Annotated in this window: 15 protein-coding genes; 9 read left to right on the forward strand and 6 right to left on the reverse strand. The window is 72.2% G+C overall.

From position 1 onward, the window contains the following. Positions 1 to 173 precede the first annotated feature (173 nt). From K4L06_RS06385 to K4L06_RS06415, 7 genes are all read left to right on the forward strand, one after another. A complete protein-coding gene (locus K4L06_RS06385) occupies positions 174 to 689 on the forward strand; it encodes a c-type cytochrome (RefSeq protein WP_221670606.1) in 516 nt (171 codons plus the stop codon). Positions 690 to 900: 211 nt separating this feature from the next. After that, positions 901 to 2,688: an ExeM/NucH family extracellular endonuclease gene (locus tag K4L06_RS06390; RefSeq protein ID WP_221670607.1), complete on the forward strand. Its 1,788-nt coding sequence runs from the start codon at positions 901 to 903 to the stop codon at positions 2,686 to 2,688. Positions 2,689 to 2,800: 112 nt separating this feature from the next. Then, entirely contained in the window at positions 2,801 to 3,493 is a 693-nt protein-coding gene (locus K4L06_RS06395) for an alpha/beta fold hydrolase (RefSeq protein ID WP_221670608.1), read from the forward strand. 105 nt (positions 3,494 to 3,598) lie between these two features. Further along, positions 3,599 to 4,687 (forward strand): cell division protein ZapE, encoded by a 1,089-nt coding sequence (zapE, locus tag K4L06_RS06400; protein ID WP_221670609.1) that lies wholly within the window; start codon positions 3,599 to 3,601, stop codon positions 4,685 to 4,687. 369 nt (positions 4,688 to 5,056) lie between these two features. Beyond that, positions 5,057 to 5,440 carry an HU family DNA-binding protein gene (locus tag K4L06_RS06405; protein WP_221670610.1) on the forward strand — a complete coding sequence of 128 codons (384 nt, stop codon included), beginning with the start codon at positions 5,057 to 5,059 and terminating at the stop codon, positions 5,438 to 5,440. A 331-nt stretch (positions 5,441 to 5,771) separates the two neighbouring features. Next, positions 5,772 to 6,050 (forward strand): hypothetical protein, encoded by a 279-nt coding sequence (locus K4L06_RS06410; protein WP_221670611.1) that lies wholly within the window; start codon positions 5,772 to 5,774, stop codon positions 6,048 to 6,050. Between the two features lie 220 nt (positions 6,051 to 6,270). Beyond that, positions 6,271 to 7,083 carry an aminoglycoside phosphotransferase family protein gene (locus K4L06_RS06415; RefSeq protein ID WP_221670612.1) on the forward strand — a complete coding sequence of 271 codons (813 nt, stop codon included), beginning with the start codon at positions 6,271 to 6,273 and terminating at the stop codon, positions 7,081 to 7,083. Between the two features lie 217 nt (positions 7,084 to 7,300). Here the strand turns inward: K4L06_RS06415 and K4L06_RS06420 are convergent, their stop codons facing one another. The 5 genes from K4L06_RS06420 to K4L06_RS06440 all read right to left on the reverse strand — a co-directional run bounded on the left by K4L06_RS06420 (position 7,301) and on the right by K4L06_RS06440 (position 14,652). Further along, positions 7,301 to 8,695 (reverse strand): efflux transporter outer membrane subunit, encoded by a 1,395-nt coding sequence (locus tag K4L06_RS06420; RefSeq protein WP_255595542.1) that lies wholly within the window; start codon positions 8,693 to 8,695, stop codon positions 7,301 to 7,303. Positions 8,696 to 8,700: 5 nt separating this feature from the next. After that, positions 8,701 to 9,915: an HlyD family secretion protein gene (locus K4L06_RS06425; RefSeq protein ID WP_221670614.1), complete on the reverse strand. Its 1,215-nt coding sequence runs from the start codon at positions 9,913 to 9,915 to the stop codon at positions 8,701 to 8,703. Positions 9,916 to 9,932: 17 nt separating this feature from the next. Next, a complete protein-coding gene (locus K4L06_RS06430) occupies positions 9,933 to 11,603 on the reverse strand; it encodes an MFS transporter (protein WP_221670615.1) in 1,671 nt (556 codons plus the stop codon). Between the two features lie 348 nt (positions 11,604 to 11,951). Next, on the reverse strand, positions 11,952 to 13,295 hold the full coding sequence (locus K4L06_RS06435; RefSeq protein ID WP_221670616.1) for an APC family permease: 1,344 nt from the start codon (positions 13,293 to 13,295) through the stop codon (positions 11,952 to 11,954). Between the two features lie 460 nt (positions 13,296 to 13,755). Further along, positions 13,756 to 14,652, reverse strand: a complete 897-nt coding sequence (locus K4L06_RS06440; RefSeq protein ID WP_221670617.1) for a LysR family transcriptional regulator — start codon at positions 14,650 to 14,652, stop codon at positions 13,756 to 13,758. 179 nt (positions 14,653 to 14,831) lie between these two features. Between K4L06_RS06440 and K4L06_RS06445 the strand changes: the two genes are divergently transcribed. Continuing rightward, positions 14,832 to 15,833 carry an aldo/keto reductase gene (locus K4L06_RS06445; RefSeq protein ID WP_221670618.1) on the forward strand — a complete coding sequence of 334 codons (1,002 nt, stop codon included), beginning with the start codon at positions 14,832 to 14,834 and terminating at the stop codon, positions 15,831 to 15,833. A gap of 364 nt (positions 15,834 to 16,197) precedes the next feature. Here K4L06_RS06445 and K4L06_RS06450 read toward each other — a convergent pair whose 3' ends face one another. Further along, a complete protein-coding gene (locus K4L06_RS06450) occupies positions 16,198 to 18,324 on the reverse strand; it encodes a TonB-dependent siderophore receptor (RefSeq protein ID WP_221670619.1) in 2,127 nt (708 codons plus the stop codon). Positions 18,325 to 18,569: 245 nt separating this feature from the next. On the opposite strand from K4L06_RS06450, the gene K4L06_RS06455 reads away from it, so the two are divergent. After that, positions 18,570 to 19,931 carry a hypothetical protein gene (locus tag K4L06_RS06455; protein WP_221670620.1) on the forward strand — a complete coding sequence of 454 codons (1,362 nt, stop codon included), beginning with the start codon at positions 18,570 to 18,572 and terminating at the stop codon, positions 19,929 to 19,931. The last annotated feature ends 29 nt before the right edge of the window (positions 19,932 to 19,960 follow it).

Genomic DNA, 19,960 nt, shown 5'->3' on the forward strand with positions numbered 1-19,960 from the left:
CTAAACTGTCCGGCGGAACTACCCGACCGGCATTCCCGGCCCGCGATCCCTGCCCGCAAGGCAACGGTCGGCGGGCTCGTCCAGGGGCGGGTCCGCAGCGGCCGCGCCGATCCCCGGTACGGCCACGTCGATGGCTCAGGTGCGCCCTCGCGGACGCACGCAATAGGTGGATCGTGCGCAATTACGACCTGGAATTCCTGAAGAAATTCTCGATGGTGATCGGCTTCCTGATGCTGGTCACCCTCGGCCTGATGATCGCCGCCTACTTCGTCCACAAGCAGTTGCCGGCGGAAGTCGATCCGCGCGCCGCGCAGCGCACCGAGAACCGCATCGGCCCGGTCGGCGCGGTCTACGCCGGCGCAACCGGCGCCGCCTCGCAGCAGGCCGCGGTCGCCGCGGCCGCGGCCAAGGCCGCCTCGCAGGTCGCCTACGGCGGCACCCTCGACGGCCAGGTGATCTACGACAGCCTGTGCGCGGGCTGCCACAAGTCCGGCGCCGGCGGCGCGCCGACCCTGGACGCCTCGCACTGGGGTTCGCGCATCGCCAAGGGCAAGGACACGCTGCACAAGCACGCCATCGAAGGCTTCACCGGCAGCGCCGGGGTGATGCCGCCGAAGGGCGGCAACCCGGCCCTGACCAACGACCAGGTCGTGGCCACGGTCGACTGGATGCTGTCCAACATCAAGTAATCGCGTCGGCCGACCCGCCGCGCTGTCGCGAAACGCCGCCTCCCGGGCGGCGTTTCTCGTTGCGGGCCGGGCCTGCGCGACCGGCGCCGCCGCGGCCCGGTCGCCTGCGCCAATCGCCCGAGCGCGAACCCTGCGCCGCCCGCCGGCACGCGACGCGCGGCCGCGGCGCTGTCGATAATGCCGGCTGTCCCGGCCCGCCCCGAGTCCCGCCATGCTGCGTTCCCGTTCCGTCTGCGCGCTCGCGCCCTGCCTGCTGCTGGCCGCCTGCGCCGGCGCGCCGAGCCGAACGCCTTCCGCCCAGCCGGGCCCCGGCGCGATCGCCATCGGCACGATCCAGGGCCGCGCGACGGCCAGCGCCTGGGCCGGCCGCGAAGCGATCGTGGAAGGCCGCATCAACGCCGCCCTGGCCGGCACCGACGGCGCGCCCGGCTGGCTGCTGCAGGACGGCGGCGACGGCGACGAGGCCAGCTCCGATGCGATCTGGATCACCGGCCGGGCGGTCGCCGCGCTCGCGCCCGGACAAAGCCTGCGCGTGCACGGCCGGGTGTTCGAAACGCCGCGCGGCCACGGTTCGACCCTGACCGCGCTCGCCGTGCAGCGGGTCGAACCGCTGCCAGCGCGGGCGAGCAAAGCGCTGGCGCGACTGGCGCCGGTCGCGATCGCGCAAGCACCGGACTGGAACCGGCTGGAGGGCATGCGCGTGCGCATCGCCGCGCCGCTGACCCTGGCCGAGGGCGATCGCAAGCGCGGTGCCCTGCAGGTCTCCTTCGACGGTCCGCTGTGGCAACCGACCGAACGCGCCGAGCCCGGCAGCGAGGCCGCACGCGCGGTCGCCGCCGACAACGCGCGCCGTCGCCTGTGGCTGCGCGGCGACGAGGCCGCGCTCGGCGCGGCCGCATTCGCCGCGCGCAGCGGCAGCCGCCTGGACGGCGCGCAAGGCGTGGTCGTGCCCGGCGAGGACGGCGCGACGCTGCAACTGGATGCCGCGCCGACCCTGCAAGCGGCACCGCGCCCGGCGCCGCCGCAGGTCGCCGGCGAGCTGCGCATCGCCGCGTTCAATCTGGAGAACCTGTTCAACGGCGACGGCCGCGGCGGCGGCTTTCCGACCCCGCGCGGCGCGCGCACCCTGGCCGAGTACCAGGCCCAGTTGGACAAGCTGGTCGCGACCATCCACGCGCTCGATCCCGACGTCGCCGCGCTGATGGAACTGGAGAACGACGGCTACGGCCCCGAGTCCACCCTCGCCGCCCTGGTGGCCGCGCTCGACCGCGCCGACGCCGCGGTCGGCGGCGCCCAGGACTGGCGCTTCGCCGCGCCGTGCAAGCAACCCTGCGCGCCATCCCAGCGCGGCCCGGGCGACAATCCGATCCGGGTCGGCCTGATCTACCGCGGCCAACGCGTGGCCGCCCAGGGCGTCGCCGCGACCCTGCAGCAGGACCCGTTCGGCCCGCTGGCGCGGGTGCCGATGGCGCAGGCGTTCCGGGCGCTGGGCCCGGGCGGCGCGCGCGGCCCGGCGTTCGTGGTCGCGGCCAATCACTTCAAGTCCAAGGGCTGTAGCAACGCGACCGGCGCCGACCGCGACCAGGGCGACGGCGCCTCGTGCTGGAACGCGTCGCGGGTCGACGCCGCGCGCCGGCTCGACGCCTGGCTGCAACGCGACCCCACCGCCAGCGGCGGCGACCTGAACCTGATCGTCGGCGACCTCAACGCGCATGCGCAGGAGGCGCCGCTGCGCACGCTGTATGCGGCCGGCTGGCGCGATGCGTTCGCGGTCGCCGGCGTCGAGGCGCCGTATAGCTATGTGTACCGCGGCGAACTCGGCCGGCTCGATCACGCCTTGCTGTCGCCGGCGCTGGCGCAGCGCCTGCGCGGCGCGGCCGAGTGGCACGTCAACGCCGCCGAGCCCGACCAGGCCGGCTATCGCGACGGCGGCACCGGTCCGTGGCGCAGCTCCGACCACGATCCGATGCTGCTCGGCTTCGATCTGCAAGCGCGCTGAATCGCCGCCGGGCGTGCCCGGTTTGCCCGCAAGCTGCACCGCAGCGGGCCGGGCGGCGCGGGCTACACGGCGGCGTAACACCTCGCCGGCAGCGCCCCGTATCATGCCGGCCATGAGCCTTCCCGCCTTTCCCGGCGACGCTTCCGCGACGCTGACCCTGCCCGGCCCGGCCGGCGCGCTCGAGCTGATCGTCGAAGCCGCCGAAGCCGCGCCGCGGCCGATCGTCGCCATCGTCTGCCATCCGCTGCCGACCGAAGGCGGCACCATGCACAACAAGGTCGTGACCATGGCCGCGCGCGCCCTGCGCGAATCCGGCGCGGCCACGGTGCGGTTCAACTTCCGCGGCGTCGGCGCCTCGGAGGGCGAGTTCGACCAGGGCGAAGGCGAATGCGACGACCTGCGCGCAGTCGCCGCCTGGGTCCGCGCGACCCGGCCCGATGCGCAGCTGTGGCTGGCCGGTTTCAGCTTCGGCGCCTATGTCTCGCTGCGCATGGCCGACGAGCTGCAGCCCAAGCTGCTGATCTCGATCGCGCCGCCGGCCGGACGCTGGGACTTCGACCGCATCGCTCCGCCCAGCGGCTATCCCTGGCTGGTGATCCAGGGCGAGGCCGACGAGATCGTCGATCCGGACGCGGTGTTCGCCTGGATCGAAGGCCTGCGCCAGCCGCCCGAGCTGGTGCGCATGCCCGATACCGGGCACTTCTTCCATCGCCGCCTGATCGATCTGCGCGGCGCGATCAAGAACGGCGTGCGCCCGCACCTGCCGCCGGAACTTCCCGCCGGTTCCGCGCCGGACCCGAACTGAGCCTCGCCCTGCCCATGTCCCCCGACCTGCCCCGCGGGAAGCGCTGCGCCTGCGCCGGTGCCGCCGCGGCCGCGGCGGCATGAGCCGGCCTTACGAGCGTTGCGCATGACCGTGCTGTCCCCATCCCAAGCCTATGCCGCCGGCGTCGCCCGCGGCGACTGGAGCGACGACCCGGCGCAGCGCCCGGCGCTGCGCGAACTCGACCGCATCCACGCCGCGGTGCAGGTACCGGCGCGCCAGGGCCTGTTCGACCGCCTGCGCGGCAAGCCGCGCGAAGGCGTGCGCGGCCTGTACCTGTGGGGCGGGGTCGGCCGCGGCAAGACCTTCCTGATCGACCTGTTCTACGAGCAGCTGCCGATCGCCGAGAAGCGGCGCACCCATTTCCACCGCTTCATGCGCGAAATCCACGCCCAGTTGCGCGAGCACGCCGGCGAGAGCGATCCGCTGGCGCGGATCGCCCGGCAATGGCGCGAGAGCCTGCGGGTGCTGGTGCTGGACGAATTCTTCGTCATCGACATCGGCGACGCGATGCTGCTCGGCCGGCTGATGGAGCGTCTGTTCGCCGAGGGCGTGACCCTGGTGACCACCTCCAACACCGCGCCGCCCAACCTCTACGCCGACGGTCTGCAACGCGACCGCTTCAAGCCGGCGATCGCGCAGCTCCAAGCCCATTGCGAGGTGCTGCTGCTGGACAGCGCGCAGGACTACCGGCTGCGCGCGCTGACCCGCTCGCCGGTGTACCGCGCGCCGCTGGACGCCGAATCCGACGCCTGGCTGGCCGGGCGCTGGAAGGAACTGACCGCCGCCTGCATCGCCGAAACCGGGCCGATGCGCATCGACGGCCGCGACATTCCGGTGCGCGCGCTCGCCGACGGCCACGCCTGGTTCGACTTCGCCGCGCTGTGCGAAGGCCCGCGCGCGGCCAGCGACTACATCGAAATCGCGACCGAATGCCACACCGTCCTGGTCGGCGGCATTCCGCTGTTCGACGGCCTCAACGACGACCCGGCGCGGCGTTTCATCAATCTGATCGACGAGTTCTACGACCGCCATGTGAACCTGGTGTGCACGGCCGCCGACGGCCCGGCCGGCCTGTACCGCGGCCAGCGCCTGGTCGGCGCGTTCGAGCGCACCGCCTCGCGCCTGATCGAAATGCAGTCGGCCGAGTACCTGGCGCTGGAACACCGGGGCTGAGCTTCGGCCACGCCCGCGGCATGTGTGCCGAGCGTGTCCGCCGACAGCGCGACCGAACGCCCGCATCGCTGCGACGACGCGCGCCGGGCGCGCACGCGCAAACCGTCGCTGCGCCGCCGCAGGAACGCGGCAAGTCCGGGTTTTTCCGCTTCTTGCGTGGCGCGCGATGGCTGCGCACGCGGTCGCAAAACGCCTCGCCGGACGGGGTTTTGCCTGCACCGGAGCCGACCGGCGCCGAGGCGGTACCAAAAAACAGCTAATTTTTGCTCGAAAACTCTTGGCGGCGCGTCGGGCATGCCCTACATTCCGCCTTGCCGAGGGGTTATCCAGGCAACCCATCCCATCCAACGAGTACTACCGGAAGAAACTATGGCTACCAAGAAAACCGCTGCAAAGAAGAAGGCCGCGCCGAAGGCCGCCGCCAAGCCGGCCGCTCCGAAGCCGATCAAGGAAGTGCTGAGCAAGTCGGGTCTGGTCGCGCATCTGGCGGAAACCACCGGCGTGGTCGCCAAGGACATCCGCGCGGTGCTCGGCGCGCTCGAAGGCGCGGTGCACGCCTCGATCAACAAGAAGGGCGCCGGCGCGTTCACCCTGCCGGGCCTGCTGAAGATCACCGCCGTCAACGTTCCGGCCAAGCCGAAGCGCAAGGGCATCAACCCGTTCACCAAGGAAGAGCAGTGGTTCGCCGCCAAGCCGGCCACGGTGAAGGTCAAGGTCCGTCCGCTGAAGAAGCTGAAGGACGCCGCGGCCTGAGGTCGCTGATGCGGCGCAACGCGCGTCGCATCGCCCGCTTTGCCGGAACGCCGCCCTCGGGCGGCGTTCCTTTTTGAGGCCTCTGCCGGCCTCGGGCGACGTTCCTTTTGGTGCCGCTGCCGCCCCTGGGCGAGGTTCCCTCTGGAACCGCTGCTGCCTTTGCGCGGATTTCTTTTCGGTGCCGCATGCCGCCCTGCCCGGGCCTGTGGACGAACGTCCTCACGCGTTCGCCGCCGTCGCTGAATCCGCTGTCATGGCGCTGAACCTAACCAGGTTTCGGCACACTTCCTCGGCCATGGCATAGTGCGCCCAATCGCGCAGGAACGGCCGCATGGACCCGATCAGCCTCGAAGAACTGGCTTTGTTGAACGTGTTGCAACGCCTCGACCATGGCCAGGCGCCGGAGCCGCATTCGGCGACCCTGCGCGAGCGCCTGATCGAGGCCGCGCTGGTCGAGGCCGACGACAGCGACGGCTTGCGCCTCACCGACGCCGGCGTGGAGCGTTGCAAGTCGCTGCGCCACCGCGTCGCCGCCGACGCCGAAGCGGCAGCGCTGCTGAAGGAACGCGACGCCGCGGCCGCCACGGAAGCGGACGCCGCCGCCGACTGAACCGCGTGCTCGACCGCCGTTCGCAACCGCTCCGGCGCGGCGCAGCCGCCGCGATCGGCAAAGTCCGTTCCGCACGGTCGCGGCGGGACGCGACCGGAGCAGGTTCGAGCGCCGTTGGGTCCTGCCAACCCGCGCACGGTTCGCAACGCGCGCCGGCCCTCGCCACTTGCGCCGGCCGCAGCCGTCCCGATATCGGGCGCATCGTCCCGACCGCGCGCCCATGTCCTCGCCCTTCGACCGTCATCTCGCCGTGTGGAACCTGGTTGCCGACGGCAGCCCCATCCGCACCCACAGCAGCGACCTGTTGCCGGTGCGCGCCGCCGGCGCGCCGGCCATGCTCAAGCTCGCGCGCGAAACCGAGGAGCGCCACGGCCGCCTGCTGATGCAGTGGTGGGACGGCGACGGCGCCGCGCGGGTGCTGGCCAGCGACGCCGACGCGCTGCTGCTGGAACGCGCCTGCGGCCCGCGCTCGCTGGCGCAGATGGCGCGCGACGGCCGCGACGACGAGGCCACCGCGATCCTGTGCGACACCGCCGCGCGCCTGCATGCGCCGCGCGCGGCGCCGGTGCCGTCGGACCTGGTGCCGCTGCGGCCCTGGTTCGCCGACCTGGAGACGCAGGCCCGCAGCCACGGCGGCCTGCTCGCGCGCGGCTGGGAGATCGCCCAGCGCCTGCTCGCCGAGCCGCGCGAAATCGTGCCCCTGCACGCCGACCTGCACCACGAGAACGTGCTCGACGCCGGCCCCGAGCGCGGCTGGATCGCGATCGACCCCAAGCGGGTGATCGGCGAACGCGGCTTCGAGTACGCGGTGCTGTTCACCGACCCCGACGAGGAGACCGCACTGGCGCCGGGCCGCTTCGGACGCCGCCTGGACATCGTGGTCGAACGCGCCGGCCTGGAACGGCAGCGCCTGTTGCAATGGATCGCCGCGTTCCAGTCGCTGTCGGCGGCCTGGTTCCTCAGCGACGAGGACGAGGCGGACAAGGAATTCGCGGTGATCGAGCTGGCGCTGGCGGAGTTGCAGCGCGGGTGAGGCGCATGTCGCAACCGTTCTGCGCTGATTTTCGCGACCTGGGCTAAATCCCCCGCGCCGCTCGCAACCTCGCTGCGCCGAACGACGCAAGGCGCGCGCCCCCTTTTGCAAAGGGGGCGATGACTTAGGCACTCGCCGTTTCTCTTGTGAGAGACGACTTAGGCTCTTGCCGTTCCCCCCTTTGAAAAAGGGGGCAGGGGGGATTTGCTCTTCGCTGCTAAGGCCTCGCCGCCGCGCCCCACCCGCCGCCCAGCGCCTTGTACAGGTTCACCTCCGCCGCCAGCGCGTCGCCGCGCAGTTGCAGCACGGTCAGTTCGGCGTTGAACAGGTTGCGCTGCGCATCGAGTTCTTCCAGATACGAGGCATAGCCCTCGTTGTAGCGGTTGTGGGCGATGCGCAAGGCCTCGGCCAGCGCCTGGCGCTGCAGCTCGGCCTGTTCGCCCTGCTCGCGCAGGCGGGCGATCGCGGCCAGCGCGTCCTCGACTTCGGCGAACGCGGTCAGCACGGTCTTCTGGTAGCCCAGCACCGCCTGGTCGCGGCGCGCGGCGCTGGCGTCGACCTGGGCGCGCAGCCGGCCGCGGTTGAACAGCGGCGCCAGTACGCTGCCGCCGACGCTCCACAGCCGGATCGGGTCGTTGTGCAGCAGGCTCGATTCCAGCTGCCCCAGCGAGCCGGTCAGGCGCAGCGACGGCAGCAACTGCGCGCGCGCGGCGGCGAGGCTGGCGTCGGCGGCGGCGATCTGCGCTTCGGCCTGGGCGATGTCGGGACGGCGGCGCAGCAGCTGCGAGGGCACGCCGGCATCGGGCAAGGCCGGCGCGGCGATGTCGGTCAACTCGCGACCGCGCGGCAGCGCCTGCGGCGCATCGCCGAGCAGCACCGACAGCGCGTCCTCCTGGCGCCGGATCGCCAGCTGCAACTGCGGCACCACCTGGGCGGTGGCACGGTATTCGGCCTGGGCCTGGGCCAGCTCCAGGCGCGAGCTGTAGCCGGTGTCGAAACGCCGCTGCGCGACCTTCAGCGCGCCCTCGCGCGAGGCCAGGGTGCGCTGCGCCACCGCCAGGCGCGCGTCGCCGGCGCGCAGGCCCAGATAGGCCTGCGCCACCGCGGCGGCGATGCCGAGCCGGACCGCGTCGGCGCCGGTTTCGCTGGCCAGCAGATTGGCCCGCGCGGCGTCGGTCAGCGCGTCCAGCCGCCCCCACAGGTCGAGTTCGAACGCGGCCTGGAACTGCGGCTGGGTCACCTCCGACACCACGGCCCGGCCGCTGGCCGCGCTGAGGCTGCGCGAACGCGTCGCGCTCGCCGCCAGATCCAGGCTCGGCCACTGCGCTGCGCCTTGCGCCGCGAGCAGGGCGCGCGCTTCGGCGATGCGCGCCGCGGCCAGGCGCAGATCGGTGTTGTCGCGCAGGCCGCGCTCGACCAGTTCGGCCAGCACCGGGTCGTTGTAGCCGCGCCACCAGTCGCGCTGCACCGCGATCCTGGCGCCGGGCGCGTCGCGCCAGGCCGCGGGCGGCTCGGGCCGCTCCGGCGGCGGCGGCACGCTGGCGCAGGCGCTCAATAACCCGATCCCGGCCGCCCAGCCCAGCCCTCGTCCACCCAGCCGCAGCGCCCGCATCCGGGTCACGGCCTCGGCTCCGTCCGCGGCTCGGTCTGCGGCGGTGCGGACGCCGCGCCGCGGGCGCGATCGGCCTGCGCCGGCGCCGCATCGAATTGCGCCACCGGCACCGCCGCGTCGCGCGCGGCCTCGGCCGCGGCCGCCTGTTCGGCGCGGCGCACCGCGGCTTGGTCGATCGCGCTGGCGGTATCGACCGTGGCCTCCACCGACAGGCCCGGCCGCAGCCGCTGCGCCAGCTCCTGCTCGGGATCGATCGCGATCCGCACCGGCAGGCGCTGCGCGACCTTGGTGAAATTGCCGGTGGCGTTGTCGGTCTTGATCACGCTGAACTCCGAACCGGTCGCCGGCGACAAGCGCTCGACCCGGCCCTTGAGCACCGCGCCGTCGAGCGCGTCGACCCGGAACCAGGCCGCCTGGCCGGGACGGATGCGCGCGGTCTGCGATTCCTTGAAGTTGGCCACCACCCACAATCGCCGCGGCACCAGCTGCATCAGCTGGGTGCCGGGGGTGACGTACTGGCCCAGGCGCACGCCGATCTCGCCGAGCTGGCCGGCCTGCGGCGCGTGGATGCGGGTGTTGGCCAGGTCGATCTCGGCCAGCCGCAGCGCCGCCTGGGCGTTGCCGACCGCGGCGCTCAGCGCCTCGCGGTTGACGATCACCGAACGCACGTCTTCGCCGGCCGAGCGCCGCGCAGCCTGGGCCTGGCCGAGCGCGGCTTCGGCCTGGCGCAGCGCGGCCAGGGTCTGGTCGCGTTCGCGCTGCGACAGCGAGCCGTCGCCGACCAGGGCATTGGCGCGGCGCATGTCGGCCTGGGCGCGGGCCAGGTTGGCCTGGGTCGCGGCCAGCTGCGCTTCGACGTTGGCGATGGCCGCCTCGCGCACGCGCTGCGACTGGGTCGAATTGGCCAGGTTGGCCTGTTGCGCGGCCAGGTTGGCGCGCGCCTGCTCCAGCCGCTGGCGGTAGTTGCGGTCGTCCAGCTCGACCAGCACCTGGCCGGCTTCGACCCGCATGTAGTCCTGCACCCGCACCTGGGCGACGTAGCCGTCGACCTTGGGCGCGATCACGGTGACGCTGCCGCGCACGTAGGCGTTCTCGGTGGTCTGGCGCGCACTGGAGAACGGCGGCAGGCGCCAGGCGTAGAGGATCAGCAGCACGCCGACCACGGCGATCAGGACCACCGGGAGGGTGGCTTTGGAGCGGAAGGGCGTCTTCAGCGGCATGGGGCGTCCTTCGCGGATCAGGAAACGGGAGACGGAGCGGTCGGTGCAGCGGATTGGACGCCAGCGGACGTGGGCGCGGCGTCGCGGGGCGCGGCCGCCACGCCCGGTGCGCCGAACGGCCCGGGCACTTGCGAGGCGAAGCTGACCACGGTGTGGCCGCGCCGCCACAGCTGCCATTTCAGCAGCCCGACCCAGACCAGCACCGCCAGCGCCAGCCAGGCCACCGCCAGGAACACGTCGTTGTAGGCAAGCACCCAGGACTCGCGCACCACCTGCTGGTTCAGGCTGGCCAGCGCCTGCTGGCCGCGCGCGGCGCCGTCGCCGACCACCCGCGCGACCGCGCCGCCGAGCTGTTGGGTGCGCAGCGCCACCTGCGGATCGGCGAGCGTCATCTGCTGCATCAGGTGCTGGTAGTGCGCGGTCTGGCGCTGCGCCAGATAGGTACCGAGCACCGCCGAACCGAGCAGGCCGCCGAGCGCGTTGGTGGTGGTGAACAAGACGATGAAGGTGACCAGGTTGCGCACCCCGTCGGCGACCACCCGCACCAGGGCCAGCAGGATCGAGCTGGCCAGGAACATCGACGCCGCCATCGCGATCACGGTCTGGGTGACATAGAGCTGGGCCGGCCGGGTCAGGTTGCTGGCGTGCGAATCGACGTAGGCGCAAACCCCGACCAGCGCTACCGCGATCAGGCCGAGGATGTCGAAGCGCCGCCCCGGCAGGAACGGCAGGGTGACGACGAAGCCGGCGATGGTGCCGGCCAGCACCAGCCAGAACATCGTATGCATCTGGTCGTTGTTGAGGCCGAGCACGTTGAGCAGGCCGACCGCGCCGACCGACTGCTCCGACAACACCATCCGCGAGAGCACGATCGCCAGCCCCAGCCGGACCATGTAGCCGCCGTGCAGCAGCCAGCGCAGGTTGACCATCGGCCGGCTGCGGTTGATCTCGATCAGCACGAACGCGCCGGCGCAGACCGCCGCCCAGGCCAGGCATTCGCCGAGCCAGGGCGTGTCCAGCCACCAGCGCAGCCGGCCCTGGGTCAGCACCACCGTGACCAGGGCGATCGCGGCCGAATAGAGCGGAAAACTGACGATGTCGAGGCGGTCGAACATCGGCTGGCGCGGCGCCGGAGTGACCCGCAGCAGGTTGATCGCGGCCAGGCAGACCAGGGCCAGGCCGAGTTCGAAATAGACGATGCCGTGCCACTGGCCGTTGAGGAACAGGCTTTCGGCGACGATCCGCGACACCGGCGCGCCGGTCTGCAGGGCGGCGAAACCGAACATCAGCCCCAGCACCTTCTTCGGCCCGTCGAACACCTCGGCCATGTACAGCACGGTCAGCGAGCTCAGCGGCGCGGCGGCGATGCCGAGCGCGGCGCGCGCGGCCAGCGCCGAGTCCAGGTCCTTGGCCAGCAGGTGCACCACCGCCGCGACCACGAACAGGCCGATGCCCAGGTCGGCGAACAGGCGCAGGCCGTAATGCAGGCGGAACTTGGTCAGCAGCAGGCTGGCCGGGATGTTGGTGGCGAAGTACACCGTCAGCAGCCAGGTCGCCTCGGCGCTGGTCGCGCCGAGCGCGCCCTGCACCTGCGGCAGGTTCGAGGCGACCAGGTTCATGCCCAGGCTTTGGGTCAGGCCCAGCAGCAGCGAGATCGCGACGAAGGCGGCGACCCGCCAGCGCGGCATCGGCGCGGCCGGTCCGGGCGGTCCCGCGGGCGGAGCGCCGGCCGGCGGCACGGCGCCGGCGTCCGCAGCGGCGGACGGTAGCGAAGATCCGGCAGACGAGCCGGCAGGCACGGAGGAGGCGGCGGACGGCGCCGCGGCGCGCGGCAAAGCGGAATCGGACACGGCGGTGGCGGCGGTGCTGGCCATCTGCAAGCGCGCGGCTCCCGCATGCGTCGGCGTTACGACGGAAGAGTAGGCCTCAGCGGCCGGTCAACGATCAAGCGCGCGCGAGGCGATTGGCCTGTCCGTTCGAGTCCGCTTTCCCCTGCCGGCCATGGTGCCGATCCGGCGTCGCGGGGATGTGATGCTTCAGCGCGCCCCGCGCCGGCGCAGCGCCAGCAGCCCGTACACGCCGACCAGGGCCAGCAGCGACACCGCGATCGCCGCCCATTGCGCCGCGCTCATCGTCGCCAGCACCGCGGCCATGATCGCCGTCGCCAGCAGCGGCATCGGCCAGCGTCCGCCGGGCAGGCGGAACGGCGCGCCGGCGCCGCGCAGGTCCAGGGTTTCGGCGCGCCAGGCCGCCACCGACACCGCCAGGAACAACAGGCAGATCGCGCCGCCGGAGATCAGCGCCAGGGTTTCGAAGTTGCCGGCCAGGGCCAGCGCCAGGGCGATGCCGGCGTGCGCCGCCAGCGCAGTGCGCGGCACGTGGTAGCGCGCGTCGACGCGGCCGAAGGCGTCGGGCAGGTAGCCGTCGCGGCCGAGCGCGAACAGCAGGCGCGAGGACGAAAACAGGTTGCCCATCAGGAAGCCGGTCATCGACACGCCGGCGGCGATCAGCAGCAGGGCCTGCGCCGGCGCCCACACCGCGCCCGCCGCGCCGGCGACCGGCGCGGGGTGATCGCGCAGACCGGCGCCGAGCAGGCCCTGGCAGGCGATCTGGATGCCCAGGTACAGCAGCACCACCACCGCGATCGCGGCCATGGTCGCGCGCGGCACGTGGCGCGAGGGATCGCGCACTTCGCCGGTCGGCACCAGCGCGGTCTCCATGCCCGAGTAGGCGAACACCACCAGCACCATCGACGAGCCCAGCGCGCTCCACGACGGCGGCGCGGAGGGCGGACCGATCTGGCTCCAGTCGACGAACCAGATCCCGACCGCGACCAGCAACACCAGCGGGGTCAGCTTCAGCGTCGCCAGGGCCACGATCGCGCGCACCCCGAGCTTGACCCCGAAGGCGTTGAGCGCGAACAGCAGCGCATAGGCCGCGACCAGGAACGCGCTGCGCGGCGCCGGTTCGCGCAGCGCCGGCCAGGCCTGCGCGGCCTGCTCGGCCAGGGCCGCGGCGACGCCGGCGCTGGAGGCGGTATTGCACACCCACATCAGCGCGCCGGCGAGAAAGCCCGCGAACGGTCCGAACGCGGCGCCGACGAAGGTGTAGGGCCCGCCGGTGGCCGAGGCGCGGCTGCCGATCGCCGAGAAACACAGCGCGATCGGCACGATCGCCAGCGCGCCGGCGACGAACACCCACGGCGCGCCGGGCCCCAACCGCCCGTACAGCAGCGCCGGCAGCATGAAGATGCCGGCGCCGACGATGATGTTGATGATCGACGCGCCGAGCTGGAACGGCCCCAGCGCGCGCACCAGCGCGGCTTCGCCGCGCAACGCGACGGCGGGCTCGGGCGGGTCGGACGGAACGGCAGCGGTCATGGCGGCTCCCCGGCGGATCGGGGCAGCCTCGCATGTTTGGGGGAAGCCGGAGAAGGGAGGGGCGTGCGGAGAAGCGAGAAGTGAGGCGTAAGCCGTGTTGCGCGAGCGGTGCGGCGCGAGATGGCGTCGCTACCGCGGGACGCCTCGGCTGCAGCCTTCCGTCGATCGCCCCGGCCTTTGCAACCACACGAGCCGATGCACTCCGAGCCCCGACGAATCCGTTCCCCCCTTTGAAAAAGGGGGGCTAGGGGGGATTTGCTTCTACGACGTGTCGGCGCCGGCAACGATTGCAGATCGCAACGGTCGCGTTGGAACGAGCGGGCTTCGGCACGGTAGAAGCAAAGGCCAATCCCCCCTAGCCCCCCTTTTTCAAAGGGGGGAACAGCCGGCCTGCGGGGCGGAGAATCGGCAGGCAGAGAATAGGCAGCAGTAGATACGGTGTCCGGCGGCTCGCGCAGCGCTACCCCACCGCCTCGCGCAGGAAGTCGACGAACACCCGCAGCTTCGGCGGCAGTTGCCGGCGCGCCGGGTAATAGACGTAGAAACCCGGGAACGGCGGCTGGTAGTCCTGCAGCACCTCGACCAGACGTCCTGCACGCAAGTCCTGTCGCGCGATCGGCTCGAACAATTGGGCCAGGCCGAGGCCGGCGCGCGCCGCGTCCAGGATCGCGCTGCCGTCGTTGAGGATCAGCCGGCCGCGCACTTCGACCTCGATGTCGCGGCCGTCGCGGTGGAACTCGAACGGATGCAGGCGGCGGCTGCCCGGCAGGCGCAGGCGGATGCAGTCGTGGCCGACCAGGTCCTGCGGCGCGCGCGGCGGCGGCCGGCGGGCGAAATATGCGGGCGCGGCCACCACCACCTGCCGCTGCGCGCCGCCGACCGGCACCGCGACCATCTCGCGGGCCAGGGTCTCGCCGAGGCGGATGCCGGCGTCGAAACCGCCCTCGACCAGGTCGGCCAGGGTGTCGTCGACGAACAACTCCACTTCCAGTTCCGGATAGCGCGCCAGGAACGCCGGCAGGTGCGGCTCGATCAGGATCTTCAGCGCGCTGCGGCCGGTGTTGATGCGCAGCCGGCCGGTCGGGCGGTCGCGCACCGCATCGAGGTCGTCGAAGGCGGCTTCGATCTGGGCCAGCCCCGGAGCGACCTGCTCGAGAAAACGTGCGCCGTGCTCGGTCAGGCCGACCCGCCGGGTCGTACGGTTGAGCAAGCGCACGCCCAGCCGCGTCTCCAGCGCGCGCACGGTCTGCGACAGGGCCGAGGGCGACACCTCCAGTTCGGCCGCAGCGCGGGTGAAGCTGCCGCAGTGGGCGACGCGGGCGAAGGCCAGGACCGCGGGCAGAGGGTGGGCGGGCATGCGGGCGGCGACAGTCGGAAGGCCTCGATTATGAAGCAATGCTTCACAAGGAATGAGAATAAAGCCGGTTTTTCGCGCAATCGCCGCGGCCTAGAGTGCCTCTCACGCCCGGCCGCCGCGACTGACCCGGGCGCTCGAACCGCCGTCGCACGACTCCCCCACGATCAAGGAGCTAATCCATGAGCACGCTTCCGACCCGCCGCCTCGGACCGTCCGGCCCCACCGTGTCCTCCCTCGGCCTGGGCTGCATGGGCATGAGCTACGCCTACGGCAGCGCCGACGAAACCGAATCGCTGGCCACCCTGGACCGCGCCCTGGAACTGGGCGTCGACTTCCTCGACACCGCCGACATCTACGGCCCGCACGCCAACGAAGAACTGCTGGGCCGGTTCCTGCAAGGGCGCCGCGAGCGGGTGTTCCTGGCGACCAAGTTCGGCTTCGTGCCGGACTTGGCCGATCCGGAGCGGCGCAGCATCAGCGGCCGTCCCGAGTACGTGCGCCAGGCGGTCGAGGCCAGCCTGCAGCGGCTGCGCACCGACCGCATCGACCTGTACTACCAGCACCGCGTCGACCCGAACGTGCCGATCGAGGACACCGTCGGCGCGATGGCCGAGCTGGTCGCGCAGGGCAAGGTGCGCTACCTCGGCCTGTCCGAACCCTCGGCGCAGACCTTGCAACGCGCCCAGGCGGTGCATCCGATCACCGCGGTGCAGAATGAATATTCGCTGTGGACCCGCGACCCCGAACGCAACGACGTGCTGGCCACCTGCGTCCGCCTCGGCATCGGCTTCGTTCCCTACAGCCCGCTCGGCCGTGGCTTCCTGACCGGCGCGATCACCGACGCCGGCGCGCTGAGCAGCGACGACTTCCGCCTCAGCACCCCGCGTTTCCAGGGCGAGAACTTCGACCGCAACCTGGGCCTGGCGCGGCAGGTGCAGGCGCTGGCCGCCGACAAGGGCTGCACGCCGGCGCAACTGGCCCTGGCCTGGGTGCTGGCCCAGGGCGAGCACATCGTGCCGATCCCCGGCACCAAGCGGCGCAAGTACCTGGAGGACAACGTCGGCGCGGTGAACGTGACCCTGTCGCCGGCGGAACTGGCGCAGTTGGATGCGTGGTTCCGTCCGGAAGCGATCGCCGGCGCTCGCTATACCGAGGCGGGGATGGCGTTGATCGGGCGCTGAGGTCGCTTTGCCTCGTTGTCCCGAGCAGCGAACAAAGCAACAGCAAATCCCCCTAGCCCGTCCGGCCAGCAGGCATAGCCTGCTGGCGTTCGATCGTGCGCGAACCTGCGGTTCGCAAGCGCACGCTCTCACCCTTTTTCAAAGGGGGGAACAGCCAGAGCAACCGAAGTGGCTGAGACGGCCGAAGCGGTTGGAGCGGTTGGAGCGCGCTGATCGTTGCCCCGTTTGTAGAGGGGGCTAGCGCCCGGCGCTAGCACGAAGTCCGGGGTCTCTATCGGCGCGGGGGATTTGCTTTTCGCTTGCGCAACAGCAGAAGCAAATCCCCATGCGCTCTTTTGAAACCGCCAAAGCGATCGCGCCGCGCTTACCAGCGGTACCGCACCGTCGCCGTGACCGTGCGCGGGTAGCCGTAGTAGCACCAGGTCGCGCTGTTGCACACCGCGACGTAGCGCTTGTCGCCGAGGTTGCTGGCGTTGAGCTGGAAGCGCCAGGCGCCCAGGTCGTAGCGCGCGGAGGCGTCGAACAAGGTGTAGGACGGCGTCTTCCACTGGTTGTACAGGTCGCCGTAGTGCGCGCCGGTGTAACGCGCGCCGGCGCCGAAGCCCAGCCCCGACAGCGCGCCGTAGCCGATCGTGTAGTCGGCGCCGAGCGAGGCGACATGGCGCGGCTGCAACGCGATCTGCTTGCCGAGCGCGCCGGCGTCGGTGCTGCGGACGATCTGCGAATCGGCGTAGGCGTAGGCGCCGTACGCGCTCAGGCCGTTGGCGAAGTTCCAGCGCCCTTCCAGTTCCGCGCCGCGCACCCGGGCCCGGCCCTGCTGCACCGAGTACAGGGTGTGGTCGGGGTCCACGGTCAGGGTGTTGTCCTGCTTCAGTTCGTATGCGGCCAAGGTCACCAGGCCGCGCCCGTGCGCCGGCTGGTACTTCAACCCGGCTTCGATCTGCTCGCCGGTGGTCGGCACGAACGCGCGGCCGGCGAAGTCCGCGCCGACGGTCGGCTCGAAGGATTGCGACCAGGCCAGGTACGGCGCCCAGCCCGAATCGAACACGTAGTTCACGCCGACGCGTCCGGAGAACTTCTCGTCGCGCTGGCGTTCGCGCGTCGACGGCACGGCCAGGCGCTGGTCGGTGCGGGTGCGCACGCGATCCTGGCGCCCGGCCAGGGTGATCACCCAGCGATCGACCCGAATCTGATCCTGCAGGTAGACGCCGAGCTGATGCTGGACCTTGTCCTGGCGCGAGGTATAGGCCGGCTTGACGACGACCGCGCCGTACACCGGGTCGAAGATGTCCAGCGACGGCGCGCCGAAGGCGAAGGCCGAGGCGTAGTCGCTCGCCAGGCGGCGGTAATCGACGCCGGCCAGCACGGTGTGGTCCCAGGCGCCGCGGCCGAACTTCCACTCGACGTGGTTGTCCAGAGCCAGCGCGGTCGACTGCTCTTCCAGCGGGAAGTAATAGCGGGTCAGCATGCGCAGGTCGTCCTGCAGGCCGAACGCGCCGACGCCGGCATCGTGGTCGACCTCGGTCTTGCCGTAGCGCAGGTGCTGCCGGAACGTCGCTCCGTTCTCGAAGCGGTGGCTGAACTCGTAGCCCAGCGAGCGCATGGTCTTGAGGTAATCGTTCCAGCCCGGTTCGCCGGTGTAGCGCTCGCGCGGGATCCGCCCGTGCGGGTTCGGCAGCAAGGTGCCGGCCGCCGGCAGGAAACCGCCGCCCTGCGCGGTGTCGGCCTTCTGCCAGCGCGCCAGCACGGTCAGCGCGGTGTCCTGGCTCGGCTTCCAGGTCAGCGCGGGGGCGAAGAAATAGCGGTCGTCGTGGACGTAGTCGACCACGTTGTCGCTGTTGCGGGCCAGGCCGGTGAGCCGGTAGAACAGCGTGCCGCTGTCGCCGAGCGGGCCGCCGAAATCGAACGCGGCCTGGCGCAGACCATAATTGCCGAGCGTGGCTTCGATTTCGCGCAGGGGCTGCTCGGTCGGGCGCTTGCTGACCAGGTTGACCAGGCCGCCCGGCGGCATCGCGCCGTACGCCACCGAGGACGGCCCCTTGAGCACGTCGATCCGCTCCAGGCCGTAGGGCTCGATGCGGGTGCCGCCGGTCCACACGCCGTCGGTCAGCGCCAGTCCGTCGAGGTAGCGCGCCGGCGCGAAGCCGCGCACCAGCAGCCAGTCGCTGCGGGTGTCCTGGCCGTAACCGCCGCCCTGGGCGCCGGCGGTGTACCAGACCGCCTCCTCGATGCCTTGCACGCCGCGCTCGCGCATCTGCTCGGCGCCGATCACCGACACCGACTGCGGCACCTCGATCAGCGGCGTGTCGGTCTTGGTGACGGTCTGGCTGCGCTTGGCGATCGGCGCGCGCACCTGCACCTGGTCGAGGGTGGTCGGGTCGCTGGCGGGCTCGGCGGCGACCGCCAGTCCCCAGCCCAACGGCAGGGCGCAGCAGGCCAGGCGCAGGGCGCGCGCCAAAGCGGACAGGGGACGGGCGGGGGCATGGGACATGCAGCGGACTCCGGCGTAAGCCAAACGGGAAAGGGAGGCGGGTCGCGTCCTGCGCGCCGCGTGGGCGGCGCCCGCGGGCCGTGAGCGCGCCGGGCGGCGGTCACAACCACAAACAATAATCATTCTCATTTTCTCAGCGCGCCGCGGCAAGCGCAACGCACCGCAACAAGCGCAATCCGGAACTACGCGGCCGCGCCTGCGGCCGTTGCTATGCTCGCCGGCTGTTCGCAGGAAGCGATCGCCGCATGCCCCGTCCGCTCAGCACCGAAACCCGCAGCGCGCGCATCCGGCGCGTGCGCATCGCCGCGCCCGTCGCCGACGGTCGCTTTTGCCTGAACCTGGCCGATGGCGAACGCGTGGCCGGACGGGTCGAGGATCCGGCCGCCGCGTCGGCCTCGCTCGCGGCCCTGTCGGCCCTGGTCCGGCGCGGCGCCGAGCTCAGCTTGGGCCTGTACCGCCTCGACGATGGCAGCGCTTGGCTGCACTGGGCGGTGGGCGACGACGGCCAAGGCCTGATTCCGCCGAGCCGCGCGGCCTTGCGCAGCGCCGCGGCGCGCGGCCTGGCGCGCTGGCTGCCGGCGCTGGCGCTCGCGCTGGCCGGCCTGGGCGGGGCGCTATGGCGGATCTTCGACGGGTTCGGCTGGGCGCTGCTGCTGGTCGCCTGCGCGGTGGCGGGGCTGATCGCCGCGATCATGGTGTTCGAACACGCCGCGACCCTGCACCGCAGCCGGCGCGACCGCCGCGTCGCCGCGGCCTCCGAGCAGGCGCTGGCGCAAGCGTTGCGCCTGCAGGGCCGACCGACCGGCGAATCCCGGCCCGCGCCCGATCCGCGCCGACGCCGCGGACGCCGGCCCGCGCAAGCGCATGTGCATGCGCAAACGTCGGTTGCGACGGCGCAGGCCGCGCCGGACCTGCCGCCGCCCGCGGTCCCGTCGCGCACGCGCGACCCGGCCGCGCCGGACCGGCCCGACCATCCGCGCCTGCGCCGCTGGCAGGGCGAGCTGAGCGAACTGACGATGGAACAGATCGCCACCGGCTCGAGCGATTCGCGCCGCAGCTTCGGCCTGTACCGCTTCCGCCTCGGCGGGCAGCGTTTCCGGTTCTACGCCGCGCGCGACTTCGGCGACCACGAACCGTTCCTGGCCGAAGCCGACCGGGTCGAACTGATCGCCCACGGCGAGCCGGCGCAAACCGGCGAGGAGGTCTTGGTCTACGCCCTGCACTGCCTGGAAGACGGTCGCCGTTATGTCGCCCACACGATCTTCCTGGCGCGCTACTCCGAACAAGCGATGACCCGCCTGACCTGGCCGGGCATGCGCCGCATGGCCCGGTTCCTGCTGGCCGCCGGTCTCGGCGTGGTCGCCCTGATCGCCGCGATCGGGCTCTGCACCGCCGGCGGCGAGGACTTCGGCGCGCTGCTGACCGTCGCCGCGATCTTCGCCGGCGTGGTGCCGGGCGTGCTGCTGCTCGGCTTCGCCGTCTCGCGTTGGCGCTGGCGGCGCGGCGCCGGCGGCCGCCGCCGCGCCACCGCGGCACGGGTGTATGCGGCGATGGACCTGGGCCCGCCCTGGGCCTGGCGCCTGCCGGCGGACGCGGTCGAGGTCTAGCCGCGCTTGGCAGCGGCCGCGGCGCGGTG

The sequence above is a fragment of the Lysobacter sp. BMK333-48F3 genome, from assembly GCF_019733395.1.
Classification (GTDB): Bacteria; Pseudomonadota; Gammaproteobacteria; order Xanthomonadales; family Xanthomonadaceae; genus Lysobacter.

Bases quoted from the DNA above. Each gene is read 5' to 3' on its own strand.
- K4L06_RS06415 (WP_221670612.1), top strand. From the start codon at position 6,271: ATGTCCTCGCCCTTCGACCGTCATCTCGCCGTGTGGAACCTGGTTGCC.
- K4L06_RS06430 (WP_221670615.1), bottom strand. From the start codon at position 11,603: ATGCCGCGCTGGCGGGTCGCCGCCTTCGTCGCGATCTCGCTGCTGCTG.
- K4L06_RS06395 (WP_221670608.1), top strand. From the start codon at position 2,801: ATGAGCCTTCCCGCCTTTCCCGGCGACGCTTCCGCGACGCTGACCCTG.
- K4L06_RS06390 (WP_221670607.1), top strand. From the start codon at position 901: ATGCTGCGTTCCCGTTCCGTCTGCGCGCTCGCGCCCTGCCTGCTGCTG.
- K4L06_RS06450 (WP_221670619.1), bottom strand. From the start codon at position 18,324: ATGTCCCATGCCCCCGCCCGTCCCCTGTCCGCTTTGGCGCGCGCCCTG.
- K4L06_RS06455 (WP_221670620.1), top strand. From the start codon at position 18,570: ATGCCCCGTCCGCTCAGCACCGAAACCCGCAGCGCGCGCATCCGGCGC.
- K4L06_RS06440 (WP_221670617.1), bottom strand. From the start codon at position 14,652: ATGCCCGCCCACCCTCTGCCCGCGGTCCTGGCCTTCGCCCGCGTCGCC.
- K4L06_RS06445 (WP_221670618.1), top strand. From the start codon at position 14,832: ATGAGCACGCTTCCGACCCGCCGCCTCGGACCGTCCGGCCCCACCGTG.
- K4L06_RS06405 (WP_221670610.1), top strand. From the start codon at position 5,057: ATGGCTACCAAGAAAACCGCTGCAAAGAAGAAGGCCGCGCCGAAGGCC.
- K4L06_RS06435 (WP_221670616.1), bottom strand. From the start codon at position 13,295: ATGACCGCTGCCGTTCCGTCCGACCCGCCCGAGCCCGCCGTCGCGTTG.
- K4L06_RS06420 (WP_255595542.1), bottom strand. From the start codon at position 8,695: ATGCGGGCGCTGCGGCTGGGTGGACGAGGGCTGGGCTGGGCGGCCGGG.
- K4L06_RS06425 (WP_221670614.1), bottom strand. From the start codon at position 9,915: ATGCCGCTGAAGACGCCCTTCCGCTCCAAAGCCACCCTCCCGGTGGTC.
- zapE (WP_221670609.1), top strand. From the start codon at position 3,599: ATGACCGTGCTGTCCCCATCCCAAGCCTATGCCGCCGGCGTCGCCCGC.
- K4L06_RS06410 (WP_221670611.1), top strand. From the start codon at position 5,772: ATGGACCCGATCAGCCTCGAAGAACTGGCTTTGTTGAACGTGTTGCAA.